Origin of the sequence: Rubrivirga marina (genome assembly GCF_002283365.1) — a bacterium.
Lineage (GTDB): Bacteria > Bacteroidota > Rhodothermia > Rhodothermales > Rubricoccaceae > Rubrivirga > Rubrivirga marina.
In genome coordinates this window covers 2,643,205-2,656,770 of the sequence record NZ_MQWD01000001.1, presented here as the reverse complement: position 1 = coordinate 2,656,770, position 13,566 = coordinate 2,643,205, and the positions used below count along the sequence as shown (strand labels likewise).

At 71.2% G+C, this 13,566-nt stretch carries 14 protein-coding genes and 1 pseudogene; 3 read left to right on the top strand and 12 right to left on the bottom strand.

Features of this window, described 5'->3' with window-relative positions; translation table 11 throughout:
• Positions 1 to 236, bottom strand: a pseudogene (locus BSZ37_RS11005) (hypothetical protein); the annotation flags it as partial.
• Positions 237 to 341: 105 nt separating this feature from the next.
• On the opposite strand from BSZ37_RS11005, the gene rsgA reads away from it, so the two are divergent.
• Positions 342 to 1,382 (top strand): ribosome small subunit-dependent GTPase A, encoded by a 1,041-nt coding sequence (rsgA, locus tag BSZ37_RS11000; protein ID WP_095510601.1) that lies wholly within the window; start codon positions 342 to 344, stop codon positions 1,380 to 1,382.
• A 36-nt stretch (positions 1,383 to 1,418) separates the two neighbouring features.
• Here rsgA and topA read toward each other — a convergent pair whose 3' ends face one another.
• The 11 genes from topA to BSZ37_RS10945 all read right to left on the bottom strand — a co-directional run bounded on the left by topA (position 1,419) and on the right by BSZ37_RS10945 (position 11,566).
• On the bottom strand, positions 1,419 to 3,974 hold the full coding sequence (gene topA, locus BSZ37_RS10995) for a type I DNA topoisomerase (RefSeq protein ID WP_095510600.1): 2,556 nt from the start codon (positions 3,972 to 3,974) through the stop codon (positions 1,419 to 1,421).
• 96 nt (positions 3,975 to 4,070) lie between these two features.
• Positions 4,071 to 4,496 (bottom strand): hypothetical protein, encoded by a 426-nt coding sequence (locus BSZ37_RS10990; protein ID WP_095510599.1) that lies wholly within the window; start codon positions 4,494 to 4,496, stop codon positions 4,071 to 4,073.
• A gap of 112 nt (positions 4,497 to 4,608) precedes the next feature.
• Complete coding sequence (serC, locus tag BSZ37_RS10985) at positions 4,609 to 5,742, bottom strand: 3-phosphoserine/phosphohydroxythreonine transaminase (protein ID WP_095510598.1); 1,134 nt, start codon at positions 5,740 to 5,742, stop codon at positions 4,609 to 4,611.
• 84 nt (positions 5,743 to 5,826) lie between these two features.
• Positions 5,827 to 6,279: a nuclear transport factor 2 family protein gene (locus BSZ37_RS10980; protein WP_095510597.1), complete on the bottom strand. Its 453-nt coding sequence runs from the start codon at positions 6,277 to 6,279 to the stop codon at positions 5,827 to 5,829.
• 55 nt (positions 6,280 to 6,334) lie between these two features.
• Entirely contained in the window at positions 6,335 to 7,102 is a 768-nt protein-coding gene (locus tag BSZ37_RS10975; protein ID WP_095510596.1) for a DUF1990 family protein, read from the bottom strand.
• Complete coding sequence (locus BSZ37_RS10970; protein ID WP_095510595.1) at positions 7,095 to 7,811, bottom strand: DUF1990 family protein; 717 nt, start codon at positions 7,809 to 7,811, stop codon at positions 7,095 to 7,097. Before BSZ37_RS10970 ends, BSZ37_RS10975 begins: the two co-directional genes overlap by 8 nt.
• Positions 7,812 to 7,990: 179 nt before the next feature.
• Complete coding sequence (locus BSZ37_RS10965; protein ID WP_095510594.1) at positions 7,991 to 8,680, bottom strand: Bax inhibitor-1/YccA family protein; 690 nt, start codon at positions 8,678 to 8,680, stop codon at positions 7,991 to 7,993.
• 66 nt (positions 8,681 to 8,746) lie between these two features.
• Entirely contained in the window at positions 8,747 to 9,913 is a 1,167-nt protein-coding gene (locus BSZ37_RS10960) for an NAD(P)/FAD-dependent oxidoreductase (RefSeq protein ID WP_095510593.1), read from the bottom strand.
• On the bottom strand, positions 9,913 to 10,902 hold the full coding sequence (locus BSZ37_RS10955) for an MDR family oxidoreductase (RefSeq protein ID WP_095510592.1): 990 nt from the start codon (positions 10,900 to 10,902) through the stop codon (positions 9,913 to 9,915). The genes BSZ37_RS10960 and BSZ37_RS10955 overlap by 1 nt, the downstream gene beginning before the upstream one ends.
• Positions 10,903 to 11,160, bottom strand: coding sequence for a hypothetical protein (locus BSZ37_RS10950; RefSeq protein ID WP_095510591.1), 258 nt, complete (start codon positions 11,158 to 11,160; stop codon positions 10,903 to 10,905).
• 247 nt (positions 11,161 to 11,407) lie between these two features.
• A complete protein-coding gene (locus BSZ37_RS10945) occupies positions 11,408 to 11,566 on the bottom strand; it encodes a DUF1328 family protein (protein WP_095510590.1) in 159 nt (52 codons plus the stop codon).
• A gap of 135 nt (positions 11,567 to 11,701) precedes the next feature.
• Here BSZ37_RS10945 and gcvT point away from each other — a divergent pair, with 135 nt between their 5' ends.
• Positions 11,702 to 12,817, top strand: a complete 1,116-nt coding sequence (gcvT, locus tag BSZ37_RS10940) for a glycine cleavage system aminomethyltransferase GcvT (RefSeq protein WP_095510589.1) — start codon at positions 11,702 to 11,704, stop codon at positions 12,815 to 12,817.
• Positions 12,814 to 13,548, top strand: a complete 735-nt coding sequence (locus tag BSZ37_RS10935; protein ID WP_095510588.1) for a 2-phosphosulfolactate phosphatase — start codon at positions 12,814 to 12,816, stop codon at positions 13,546 to 13,548. The genes gcvT and BSZ37_RS10935 overlap by 4 nt, the downstream gene beginning before the upstream one ends.
• Positions 13,549 to 13,566 lie beyond the last annotated feature (18 nt).

Genomic DNA, 13,566 nt, shown 5'->3' with positions numbered 1-13,566 from the left:
GCCGGCGGCGGGGGCGGCGGCGCGCCGACGTCCTCCGGCTCGTGGGCGCGGAACCAGTCGTCGATGTCGAGGTCGTCGAGGACCGTCGCGGCGCGGCGGCCGGTCTCGGAGAGCGCCTGACCAATCGTCTCGAACGTGGCCTCGAGGACGAACGCGGCCTTTTCGGACGTCCCGAGGGACTTGAACGCGTCGCGGACGTCCTCGAACGGGTCGGGCTTGGGAGGGGCGGTGGGCATGGAATCGGGGGGAACGGTGCTGCGGGGGCGAGGGCACGAGTCCGAGCGTCGGAGCCTGTCCCCACCGCCTGCGTTGGACGAGACCCCCACCCCAGAGTTTCGCCTGTGACCGACGCCGCCGACCCGAGTCCCGAGACCCGCCACGGCCTCGTCATCCGTTCGACCGGCAGCTGGTACGACGTCCGCACGGACGACGGCGAGGACCTCCGCGCCCGCATCCGCGGTCGGTTCCGCCTCGACGCCCTCGAGATCGACGAGACGAACCCGCTCGCCGTCGGCGACCGCGTCAAGCTCACCGTCGGCGACGACGAGACCGGGTTCATCACCGACATCGAACCGCGAGAGAACCAGCTTAGCCGGCGCGCCCCTGGCAAGCGTGGTGCCGTCCGCGAGCACGTCATCGTCGCCAACGTCGACCGCGCGTGGTGCGTCCAGTCCACGTTCGGGCCGAAGGTGAACCCCGGCTTCGTCGACCGCTTTTTGGTGGCGGCCGAGACGCGCCACATCCCGGCCGGCCTCCTCCTCAACAAGGCCGACCTCCTCGATGGGAACGAGCGGGCCGAGGAGGCGATGGCGTTCTGGCAAGAGCTCTACGAGGGCCTCGGCTACCCCGTCATCCTCACGAGCGCCGTGACCGGCCGCGGGGTCGAGACGTTCCGTGCCGCCCTCGCGGGCGCCGTCAGCGTCGTCGCCGGGCCGTCCGGCGTAGGCAAGTCGAGCCTGTTGAACAGCGTCGAGCCCGGCCTCGGCCTCCGCACCTCCGAGATCGGCGAGAAGACCCAGAAGGGCCGTCACACGACGACGTTCGCCACGCTCCTCGAAGCCGGCGGCGGGTGGGTCGCGGACACGCCCGGCATCCGCGAGTTCGGCCTGTGGGACCTCGCGCCGGAGGAGCTCGGCGGCTACTTCGTCGAGTTCCGCCCCTACCTCGACGACTGCCGCTTCCCCAACTGCACCCACGTCCACGAGCCGGGCTGCGCCGTACAGGCCGCCGTCGACGCCGACGAGATCACGCCGGAGCGCTACGGCAGCTACGTCGCCATGCTGGAGACCGTCGAGGAGTCCCACCGCGCCTCGCAGCAAGCCCGGTGGCGAACGCAGGGCCGGCCGGACGACCCGGACGAGCCCGTCGAGGAGATCGAGTAGCCCCGCCTCGGCGCCGAGGCGGAGCGGGTCGTCGGGCTAGGACGCCTTCTTCTTGCGGCCCTTCTTCGAGCCGCCCTTGGCGGCCTTCGCGTTGACGAGCTCCACGGCCTGCTCGAGCGTGATCTCGTCCTTGTCCATGTCCTTCGGGATCGTCGCGTTCGTCTTCTCGTGCTTAACGTACGGGCCGTAGCGGCCCTCGAAGACGTCGATCGGCTTGCCCGAGGTCGGGTGCGCGCCGAGCGTCCGAAGCGGGGCCGACTTCTGGCGCTTCTGCGCAATGAGTTCGAGCGCGCGGTCCAACTCGACGGTCAGGACGTTGTCGCCCTCGGCCGGTTTGAGGCTGGCGAAGGTCCGCTCGTGCTGGACATAGGGTCCATACCGGCCGATGTTCGCCTTGATCGGGTTGCCCGTCTCCGGGTGCTCACCGAGCGTCCGCGGGAGGTTGAGGAGTTGGACGGCCAGGTCGAGGTCGACGTCGCCGGGCTCAGTGCCCTTGGGCAGCGACGTCCGCTTCGGCTTCTTCTCCTCGTCGTCGCCGAGCTGGACGTAGGGGCCGTATGGGCCGGACTTGAGGAGGACCGGCATCTCGGCCTCCGGGTGGATGCCGAGCGGGCGCTCGTCGTCGTTGGCGTCGATGAGCCCGGCGATGTCGGCCTCGGTGAGGTCGGCCGGCGCCTGCTCCGGCGGGAGCGATGCCGTCGAGCCGTCGGGCGCCGCCGCATACGGCCCGTAGCGGCCGACGCGCACCTCGTAATCGCCCCACTTGACGTGGCGCATCGTCGAGATCTCCCGGGGGTCGATGGTCTCGACGCCCGCCTCGACCTTCTTCTCGAGGCCCTCCGGCCCGTTGAAGAACCGCTCGAGGTACGGCCGGCGCTCCTCGGTCCCATCGGCGATCTCGTCGAGCTCCTCCTCCATCCGCGCCGTAAAGTCGGTGTCGACGAGCCGGTCGAAGTTCTTCGCCAGCAGGTTCGTCGTCGCCATCCCGGTAAACGTCGGGACGAGCTGGTTGCCATTGCGGATGACGTACCCGCGGCGGACGACCGTGTCGATGATCGACGCGTACGTCGACGGCCGCCCGACGCCGGCCTTCTCGAGGGCCTGGACGAGCGAGGCGTCGGTGTAGCGCGACGGCGGCTTCGTCTCATGGCCGACGGCGTCGACGGCCTTGCAGCCTGGCGTGTCGCCCTCGACGAGCGGCGGGAGCGGGCTGTCGCGGTCGTCGAGCGCGGCCGTCGGGTCGTCCTTGCCCTCGACGTAGGCCCGGAAGAAGCCCGGGAACTCGATGACCTGGCCGGTCGCCCGGAACGTCGACTCGTCGTCGGTGCCCTCGGCGGCGAGGATCGTGGCGCGCGTGCGGAGGAGCCGGGCCTCCGCCATCTGGCTGGCGACTGTCCGTTTCCAGATGAGGTCGTAGAGCTTGCCCTCGTCGCCCGAGAGCCGGAGCTCGTCGCGCGTCTTCATCGCGGTGCCGGCCGGGCGGATGGCCTCGTGCGCCTCCTGCGCGTTGCGGACTTTGCCCGAGTACTGGCGCGGCTTCGGCGAGAGGTACTCCTTGCCATAGCGCGCCTCGACGGCGCCGCGGGCCGCCACGACCGCCTCGGTCGAGAGGATCGGCGAGTCGGTCCGCATGTACGTGATGTGGCCCTGCTCGTAGAGCTTTTGGGCCGTCTGCATCGTCCGCCGGGCGCTCATGCCCAGCTTCCGGTTGGCCTCCTGCTGGAGCGTGGAGGTGATGAACGGCGCGGCAGGCGAGCGGCGGGCCTTTTTCTGCTCGACTTCCGAGATGCGCCACGCCGCGTCCTTGAGACGGGACGCCAGCCCGGTGGCCTGCTCCTCCCCGAGTACGAGCGCGTCGCTCTGGTCCTTGAGCTTCCCGGTCTTCTCGTCGAAGTCCTTGCCCGTGGCGAGCCGGTCCTCGCCGAGGTGGGTCATCTTCGCCTCGAACGGGACGGCGCCCTGCTCCAGCGTGGCCGAGAGGTCGAAGTAGCTGGCCGAGATGAAGTCGAGCCGCTCCCACTCGCGCTCCACAAGAACGCGAACCGCGACCGACTGGACGCGCCCGGCCGAGAGCTTCGGGGCGATCTTCTTCCAGAGGACGGGCGACACGGAGTAGCCCACGAGCCGGTCGAGGACGCGGCGCGCCTCCTGGGCGTCGACGAGGCGCGTGTCGAGCTCGCGCGTCTGGTCGAGCGCCTTGAGGATGGCCTCCTTCGTGATCTCGTGGAACACCATCCGGCGAACCGGCACCTTCGGCTTCAACACCTCCAGGAGGTGCCACCCGATCGACTCGCCCTCGCGGTCCTCATCCGTCGCGAGGTACAGCTCGTCGGCGTCCTTGAGCGCGTCCTTGAGCTGCTTGACGACCTTCTTCTTGTCGGCGGGGACGACGTAGAGCGGTTCGAAGCCTTCCTCCACATTCACGCCGAGGCGGGCCCATTTCTCCTTCTTGACGGCCTTCGGGATCTCGGAGGCCGACGACGGGAGGTCGCGGACGTGGCCCATCGAGGCCTCGACCTGGTAACCGGGCGGGAGGAACTTGCGGATCGTGCGGGCCTTCGTGGGGGACTCGACGACGACGAGGCGCTTCATAGGTGGGGTCTGTACCGGGAACCGGGCGAGCCGGGCAAGCTAGCCCCCGCCGGTGACGACCCTCTGGCATGGCCGGGGTCTGGAGGCGGGGCGGGGCTACACGCGGGCGGCGCGTGCCCGTTCCGCCTTGGCCGCACCCTCACGCCCGGCGAGGTCCCAGATCTGTCGGCCCAGCGCCGCCGGCACCACCACCGCCCCGACCCGACTCACACGGACGGCGCTCCGGCCCCCCGCCACGGGCATCACGCTCTGGATCGCCGACCACGGCACGAACCGAAGCCCGCTCGGCCCGATGCGCAGGTGGAGTCCCGACTCGTCGATGGCCACCTCGCCCGGAGGACCAGGGGGCGACACGAGCAGCACGGCCCCGGTGGGGAACGACGACGGGTCGTAGGCTTGACCGAGGCGCTCCGCCATCGCGGCGAACGCTTCCTTCCGCCGACGAACGCGCATCTGCGACCTGAACGCCACAGCTGCGATGGCCCCGACGACGATAGCTCCGATGACGTAGACCACGAGCATGGCAGGACCAGTGAAGTCCCCACCTTACCGACCCTAGGACTCACCATCAAGAGCCGAACGGATTCTTATAGGCAGAAATCTGGGTCGATAGAAAAAAAGCTCCTCCTCGACCTTAGCCATACGCCGCCTCGAACCGGCGCATGAACTCGACCAGCAGCTCGACCGAGCGGGGCTCGACGGCGTTGTAGATCGACGCCCGGACGCCACCGACGGTACGGTAGCCCTTGAGGGCGAGGAGCCCTTCGCGAGCGGCGTCCTGAATGAATCGCGCCTCGAGGTCCTCGTTGGGCAGGCGGAACGTGACGTTCATGTGGGAGCGGCTGTCCTCCCGAACCGTTGGCCGGTAGAAGTCGCTCGCGTCGAGGGCGCCGTAGAGCCGGCTCACCTTGGCCTCGTTCCGCTCGACCATCCCCTTGAGGCCCCCTTGCCGCTCGACCCACCCGAGCACCTTGTCGACGATGTAGATCGCGAACACCGGCGGCGTGTTGAACAGCTTGGCCGCGTGCGTCCCGTAGTCGAGCATCGTCGGGAGCCCCTCGGCGCGCGACTGGAGCACGTCGTCGCGGACGAGGACCGCGGTGACTCCAGCTGGGCCGATGTTCTTCTGCGCCCCGGCGTAGATCAGCCCGTATTTCTTAGGGTCGATCGGTCGGCTGAGGAAGTCCGACGACATGTCGCACACGAGCGGGACGTCGCAGATCGGCTCCTCGTGGAATTGGGTGCCGTAGATCGTGTTGTTGCTCGTGAAGTGGAGGTAGGCCGCCTCGGGGTCGACAGTCCACTCCGAGGGCCGCGGGATGTACGTGTAGTCCGCGTCGCGGCTGCTGGCGGCGACGGTGACCGTGCCGTCGCGGTCGCGGGCCACGATCTCGGCCTCCTTGATGGCCTTCGCGCTCCAGGAGCCTGTGTCGAGGTAGCTCACGGTCCCGCCCCGCGGCATCAGGTTGAGGGGCACCTGGTGGAACTGCATCGACGCGCCGCCCTGGAGGAACAGGACGTGCCAGTCGTCGCCGAGCCCGAGGAGCGACGCCAGCCGGGACTTCGCCCGCTCGTGGATCTCGGTGTAGGCGCCCGAGCGGTGGCTGACCTCGACGATCGAGGCGCCGAGGCCGGCGAACACGGGGAAGTCGTCGCGGACCTCCTCCAGCACCTCGGTCGGCAGCGCGCCGGGGCCGGCGGAGAAGTTGTTCTGGCGGAGGTTGAGGTCGGCCGGCGGCGTGTCGTACGTGACGGGGCGGTCGAGCATGGGCGGACTCGGGGGCGTGGGACCTGTGGACGTGCGAGCCGGCGAAGGGTTCACGCGTCCACGGGCCCCGCCGTCACCGACCCGCTATTCCGACTCGCACTCGCGGCGGCGCGTGTCCATGATCTGGACGACCTGCCACCCGTCGTCGCCGAGGGCGAGGAGGAACGCGTTGGTGCCGCAGTGGCTGAACTCGCCGCCGGCGTAGAACTCGTAGGGCGTCCACGCGACGGCGAGGCCGTGGTCGACCATCACGGGGTAGTCGTCGGGGATCTGCTCGTCGAGGTCGACGGGCGCTCCGGCGATGGAGGCCAGGAACTGGCCGATCGGGGCCTCCTGCACGGACCGCTGGCCGTCGCGGTTGACGGTCGTCATCAGTCGGGCCTCGGGGTGGAGGGTGGCGCGGATGGCCGTCGTGTCCTTGGCGCGCATCCCGTCGAAGAGCTGCGTGATGGTGGCCTGGACGGCCGCCTCGGGCGTGTCCTGGGCGGCGACGGGGAGGGCGATGAGCGCGGCGAGCGCGAGCGGAGCGAGACGCATGGAGGGTCAGGAAGGAGAGGAGAGTCTACGGGGGACGCTGCCGAGGTTGCGCCCCCTACTCCTCCAGCGTGCTCGCCATCTGCTCGGCCGCCTCGGCATCGGGCCGGGTGGGCTCCACCGTCTCGTGCGGCGTCGCGGGCCGCCCCTTCGCGCGGGCCTCCAGCTCTTCCCTCACGAACCGCTGCATCCGCTCCTTGGCCGACCGGGCGAACTTGAGCTGGAGGTGCCTCCCGAAGAGCTTGAAGCCGATGCGGTAGAACGGGTTGCGGATCCGGTCAGGCTTCGAGAACGCGTCGATGTGGAAGTCGACGGCGCCCGTCCGCTCCGTTTTCCGGATCTCGAACGTGATCTGGCCCATCTCGAAGTGGCCCTCGAGCGTCGCGTAGTCGAACCCGTAGGCGTGGACCGGGCCGGCGTCGGTCGTCCGGACCTCGTCGATCTCGTCGCCGACGCGGACGCCGAACCAGAACGAGACGCCGAGGAACCGCGCCCGGAGGAGCATAGGCCGGCCGGGGAGCGGGTCGTCGGGCGAGAAGATGCCCGTGATGAGCCTGGGGTCGGGGAAGGCGTAGTGGCGGACGAGATCGCAGGCGATGGCGAACGAGGCGCGCGCGTCGTCCGGGGGGAGCGGCGGGCCTGGCGGCTCGGGCGGAAGCTCGGCCTCGTGGTGATCGAGCCGCCACCCGTCGGCCTCGGAGTACTCGTGGTCGTCCGACAGCTCGAAGTTGTAGCGGGCCTCGCGGACCGCGTCGAGGCGGTCGTGGTAGCGCCGCCAGTCGGGCCGGCGGGGGACGGCGCGGTGCCAGAACGGATCGTCAGCCATCGTCTTCGTCGTCGGTCTCCTCGCGCTCCGTGAGGACGCGGACCTCCTCCATCTTTTGGCCGCAGTCCTCGGCGACGCGCTCGCAGAAGAACGTCCACATGCCCTGCTGGGCCTTCTTGGCGAGCCCGAGCCCGTCGTAGACGAAGTCGACGGCGCCGTCTCGGCTCCGGGCCCACGACTCGATGGAGAAGCGGAGGGCGCCCGCCTCGGTCGGGTGATCGCCCGCCTCGAACCGGATCTGGCCGGCCTCCATGTGCCCGTCGAGCGTGGCCAGCGTGAACCGCCGCGGCTCGACCTCGACCACGCGGACCGGCCCGTCCCACGGCGACCGGATGTGGATGTCGAACTCGTCCCCGACGGCGAGCCGTCCCTCCTGCCCGGTCGTCTTCTCGAACGTGGCGATCTCGTCCGGCACGTAGTGCTGGATGTCCTGGCCGATGCACGACATCAGCTCCTCCGGCGACTTCGTCGTCCGCTCGACGTCGACCTCGTACCGCCGGTGGAACCGTGGACCGACGCCGGCCTCCTCGGGCTGGAGCTCACGCTCGCCGTGCGGGGCCGCCGTCGGCGGCGGGTCGGGCGCCTTCGGCACGTCGCGTTCGACGGCGCGAACGGGGTAGCCCCACCGCTTCCACAGCCACGTGCCGAGCGCAGCGCCTGCGGTCAGCGAGGCGGAGGAGATGAGGATGGCACGGGTGCGGCGCGTCATGCGAGGTCAACGCGCTGCCCACGTCGGGGGCTCCCCCGGCAGGAAAAAGGGGGACTGACAGAGTGGCAACCGAGACGCCTCCCCACCAATGAGGCGCCCCGCCCGACCGAGGCCGAGCGGGGCGCAGAGAGAGAGCGAGGCGGGCGGGGTCGGGGCTCCTCACCCATTCCCCTTCCCCCCTAGTCGCGGCTCATGAAGAGGCGCAGGACGTACCAGAACATCAGCGCCATAGAGGCAAAGAGCTCGAGCGCGGCCGAGACGTAGCGGTCCTCGGGATAATGGTGGAGCACCTTCGACGTGTCGTAGAGGATCGCCGCGCCGGCCAGGCCGATCATGGCGACCGAGAACCACGTGCCGAGGTTGAACCCGAACAGCACGCCGGCCACGATCGCGACGAGGGCCAGGACGAACGCCCACTTGAGGATGCCGCCGAGGAACGAGAAGTCCTTGCCGGTGAAGAACACGATGGCCGTGAGCGCCGAGAAGCCGAGGAGCGTGACCCACGCCGCGCTCGCGATCACGCCGCCGCCGACCGAGAGCTCGGCCATGACGAGGAGCGGGACGAAGATGACGGCCTCGGCGAGCACGAACGCGCCGAGCGCGCCGTACTGCGCCGCCTTCGACTCGGCCCGCGCCGCCGCAGACGACGCGAACCAGCTCACGATGACGAACCCGCCGAGCACGAGGAGCCAGCTGACGCCGAGCATCGCCTGGGCCATCGGGTACGCGAGGCCCGAGGTGAAGAGGAACACCTCGATGAGCGCGAACAGCAGGATGGCACCCAGGAGGTGCGCGTAGGTCCGCGTGAGGAACGCGGCCCGGGCGTCGTCGCCGAGCGCGGCGACCGGGGTGCGATAGGTGAGGTCCATGGGGTGGGAGGCTGGATCGGGGGGAAGAACGCGGATCGGCGTGCGGCAGTCTAGCCCGGTCGGGCTTCATCCGCTCATCAACCGGTCGGCATGGAACAGATCGAGGGCGTCGTCGGATTCGCCGAGGAGCGTCCGGGCGGCGAGAACGCCGAAGCGGAGGGCGTAGCCCATCCCGTGGCCCGTGAAGCCGGCGGCGAACCGGGCGCCGGGAACGCCCGGGACGGCGCCGAGACAGGGCAGGCCGTCGGGGCTGAACCCCATCGTGCCGGACCAGCGGCGCTCGACCGGGACGCCCGCCAGCGTGGGGAAGTGGGTGGCGAGGTAGTCGCCCAGGCTCGCCTGAAGCGCCTCGGTCGTCGCGTCGTCATAGCCCACCTCGGCGTCGCGGTGGAGGTGGCGGGCGCCGCCGAGGAGCACGCGGCCGTCGGCCCGTTGGCGGACGTAGAAGTAGCCCTCGTGCGAGTAGACGGGCGCGTCGAGCGTCGGCGGGGCGGGCGCCGTCGCCAGCATCTGCGCGCGGACGGGCCGTACGACGTGTGAGAGGCCGGGCAGCAGTCGGGGCAGAAAGGCGTTCGTCGCCAGGAGGACGCGGTCGGCGACCGCCTCTCCCCCGCCCTCCGCCACCAGCCGAACGCGCCCGCCCTCGGACTCGACGCCCTCAACCCGCCAGTTCTCGTAGACCTGGGCGTCGCTCAGCCTCGCCAGCGCGCGCACGAGTCGGGCCGGGTCGATGGCTCCGCCCTCCGGCACGAACAGAGCGCCAGGAAACCCCAATCCACCCATCTCGTCGTCGATGTCGGCCTCGTCCCACCACTGGGTCTCCACTCCGTCCTCCGCCAGCAGCGCACGGGACCGGCGAAGGCGGGCAGCGTCTGTGTCGGACGCAGCTGCAATAACAGACCCCGTGTGCGCGAATCCCACGTCCTCGGCCTCGCCCACCTCGGCGGCGAGGCGGAAGGCCTCGGCCGTGAACGCCCAGATCTGCCGCGCGGCGTCGCGGCCGTACTGCTCGACCGCAGACGCGTAATCTGACGCCGTGCCGAGCAGCAAGAACCCTGCGTTCCGGCCGCTCGCCCCATGCGCCAGCCGCTCGGCCTCGAGGATCGCGACGCGGAGGTCGGGGGCGAGTCGGCGGAGCGCCCACGCCGTCGCCGTTCCGATGACGCCGCCGCCGACGATCGCGACGTCGGCCTCGACACGCGCGGGCCGCTGCCAGAGCGAGACGGTCGCCATCAGCGGCGGACGTCGACGACGACGCGGCCGACGGTCTCGCCTGCCACGATCCGCTCGCTCCACTCGGGGACGTCGCCGAGGCCGATCACGGTCCGCTTCACGTCCGCGAGGGCGCCGGTGCGGACGGCCTCTGCCAGCCGGCTCCAGGCCTCCTCGCGGAGCGCCGTCGGCGCGGTGTTCGAGTCGATGCCGGCGAGCGTGACGCCGCGGAGGATGAAGGGGAAGACGGTCGTGTTCAGGCTCGGCCCGCCCGCGAGGCCGCAGGCGGCGACGCACGCGTGCCGCTTTGATTGGGCGAGGAGCGTCGCCAGCGTCGTCCCGCCGACCGAGTCGACGGCACCCGCCCAGACCCCCTTCTGCATCGGTCCGCCCGCGTCGTCGGAGAGCGCCTCGCGGCCGAGGATCTCGCTCGCCCCGAGCCCGCGGAGGTAGTCGTGTGCGGTCTCGGTCCCGGTCACGGCGTGGACCTCGTAGCCGGCCGCCGCCAGCAGCGCCGTCGCGATGGACCCGACGCCGCCAGAGGCGCCGGTCACCGCGATCGGCCCGTCGCCGGCGTCGACGCCGTGGTCCTCGAGGGCGAGCACGCTCAGCATGGCGGTGAAGCCGGCCGTCCCGATCCACATCGCGTCCTCGGCCGAGAGGCCGTCGGGGAGCGCAACGAGGTGCTCGGCCGACGAGCGGGCCTGTTCCGCGAACCCGCCCCAGCGGTCCTCCCCGGTACCCCACCCCGTCAGCACGACGCGGTCGCCGGCCTGCCACGCGTCCGAGGCGGACTCGGCCACGGTCCCGGCCACGTCGATGCCCGGCACGAACGGGAAGTCACCGCGGACGATCTTCCCCTTCCCCGTGACGGCCAGTCCGTCCTTGTAGTTGAGGCTGGAGTGCAAGACGTCGAGGAGCACGTCGCCGTCGGGGAGATCGGCCCGGTCCACCTCGGTGACGGTGGGCTCCGGGTCGGCGGCGGACTGGAGGACGAGGGCGCGAGGCATCTAACCTGGGGGGACGGCGAGGACGGGATCGGGGCCGGAGGGACGAAGCACCGTAACCGAGAGCGGGAGCGTTGTTCCGTCGTCGAGCGTGACCTGCCCGCTCACGCCCGGCTGAGCGTACTCCGGCCGGCGGTCGGTCACGGCGTCGAAACGGATTGCCTGGACCCGATCGAGGCTGGCGGTGGGCGCCTCCGCCCGGTCGGCGTCCTCCGAGAAGATCCGCGTGCTGACTCCGACGAGGCCGAAGGCCGACTCCATCGCCTCGGAGGTCGCCGCCGTCCGGTGCGGGCCGGCCGCGCGAGGAGTGACTGGGGCTACCTCGGGAGGTCTCCGCGGAGGTCCGGGGGGCACGCCGCCACATCGGATCCACCGGGGGCACGTCCCACCAACGTGGGGAGAGCGAAGGCCGTGACGAGGCGGGGGCATGGCGAACCGGCGGTGGCGGTCCCATAAAAAAACGGCGCCCGGACCGAAGCCCGGACGCCGTTGCAGACGGAACGCCGCGCTAGAAGATGAACGCCAGCACGAACAGGATGACGGCGGCGACGAGGGCGATCTTGGCGAAGTTCGCCGAGAGTCCGGCAACCCCGCGGAAGCCGAGGAGCGCCGCGACGAGCGCGACGACCGCGAGGACGATGAAGACAGAAAAGAGGCTGCCAGCCATGGGAGGGGCGGGTGGTGAGGGGAGCCGTTGCACGCCGGCACCGATCGAGAAGTTGCCTAACGGCCAGAAGCGCCGCCGAACGACGACGGCACCCTCGACTTGCCCCGTACCTTCCGCGTGCCCCGCCACGCCCCCATGACCGACGCCCCCCTCCGCACCACCCCACTCCACGACCGGCACCTCGCCGCGGGCGCCAAGATGGCCCCGTTCGGCGGCTGGGACATGCCCATCCAGTACACCGGCATCCTCGACGAGCACCGCGCCGTCCGCGAGGCGGCCGGGCTGTTCGACGTGAGCCACATGGGCGAGTTCAGGGTCCGCGGGCCGAGCGCGCTCGCGCTCGTCCAGCGGCTCGTGACGAACGACGTATCGAAGCTGTCGGACGGCCAGGCGCAGTACGCTGTGCTCTGCCACGAGGCCGGCGGCGCCGTCGACGACCTCCTCGTCTACCGCCTCGCCGACGACGACGTGCTTCTCGTCGTCAACGCGGCCAACATCGAGGGCGACTGGGCCCACGTCTCGACCGAGGCGGAGCGGGCCGGGCTCGACGCGACGCTGGAGAACGAGTCGGACGACTGGGCGCTCCTCGCACTCCAGGGACCGACGGCGTTCGATGTGTTCCAGAGGGCGACGGGCCTCGACGTCTCGAACGTCCCCTACTACCACTTCCGGCCGATGGACACCGGTGCGGTGTTCGGCGCCGAGCGGGCGATCGTCTCGCACACCGGCTACACGGGGGAGTCGGGACTGGAGCTCTACCTCTCCCCGGAGGCCGCCGGCCGCGCGTGGGATGCGCTCGTCGAGGCGGGGGCGACGCCGGCCGGGCTCGGCGCTCGCGACACGCTCCGCCTGGAGGCGGGCTACTGCCTCTATGGGCACGAGCTCGACCCCGACACGACGCCGCTGGAGGCGGGCCTCGGCTGGGTCGTCAAGCCCGACGCCGCCGACTTCGTGGGCCGCGACGCGCTCGCCCAGCAGAAGGCCGACAGGATCCCGCGCAAGCTGGTCGGCCTGGTGGTCGAGGGCCGAGGGATTCCCCGCGCCGGGTACCCGATCGTGGACCGCGACGAGAACGAGATCGGCATCGTCACGAGCGGGAGCCAGTCGCCGACGCTCGGGAAGGGCGTCGCGCTCGGGTTCGTACCGAACGACCCGGCCTACACGGCCCTGGGCACGGAGCTCGGCGTCTCGGTCCGCGGACGCGTGCTGCCGGCGGTCGTGACGAAGCCGCCGTTCCACAAGGCCTCGTGAGCCTCTCCGTCGCCCTCTCGCCGGCCGGGCTCGACGCCGAGGCGTTCGACGGCCGCGCGGTCCTCGTGGTCGACGTCCTCCGCGCCTCGACGACGGTCGTGACGGCGCTCCAGAACGGCGCCCGCGCCGTGATCCCCGTGGCCGACAAGGGCGAGGCTGGCCGCCTCGCGGCGACGCTCGACCGGGACGTGTCCGTCCTCGGCGGCGAGCGAGGCGGCGAGAAGCTGGCCGGGTTCGCGCTCGGCAACTCCCCCCGCGAGTACACCGAGGCGGCCGTGGCCGGCAAGACGGTCGTGCTGACGACGACGAACGGGACGGCCGCGCTCGTCCGGGCGCGCGGCGCGGCTCGACTGGCGATGGGCGCGCTCGTCAACGCGGGGGCGTCCGCCGCCTTCCTCCATCGCGCGCTGGACGACGGGCTCGACGCCGTGGTCCTCTGCGCCGGCTGGGAGGGGCGCGTCTCGCTCGAAGACGCCCTCTGCGCGGGTCTCCTGGTGGACCGCCTCATCGACCACCCGTCGGCCCCGCCGCTCAACGACGGCGCGCGGATCGCGCACGGCCTCTACCGCGGCGCCCGCGACGACCTGGCTCGCGCCCTCTTCGGCGCCGACCACACCCGGCGCCTCGTCGCCCTCGGCGCCGGCGACGACGTGGCCCTCTGCGCCCGCCTCGACGCCTCCGACGTGCTGCCCGTCTACCGCGACAATCGGCTCGTCGCCGACGCGGCCTAACCCCTTGTCTGAGCCCGT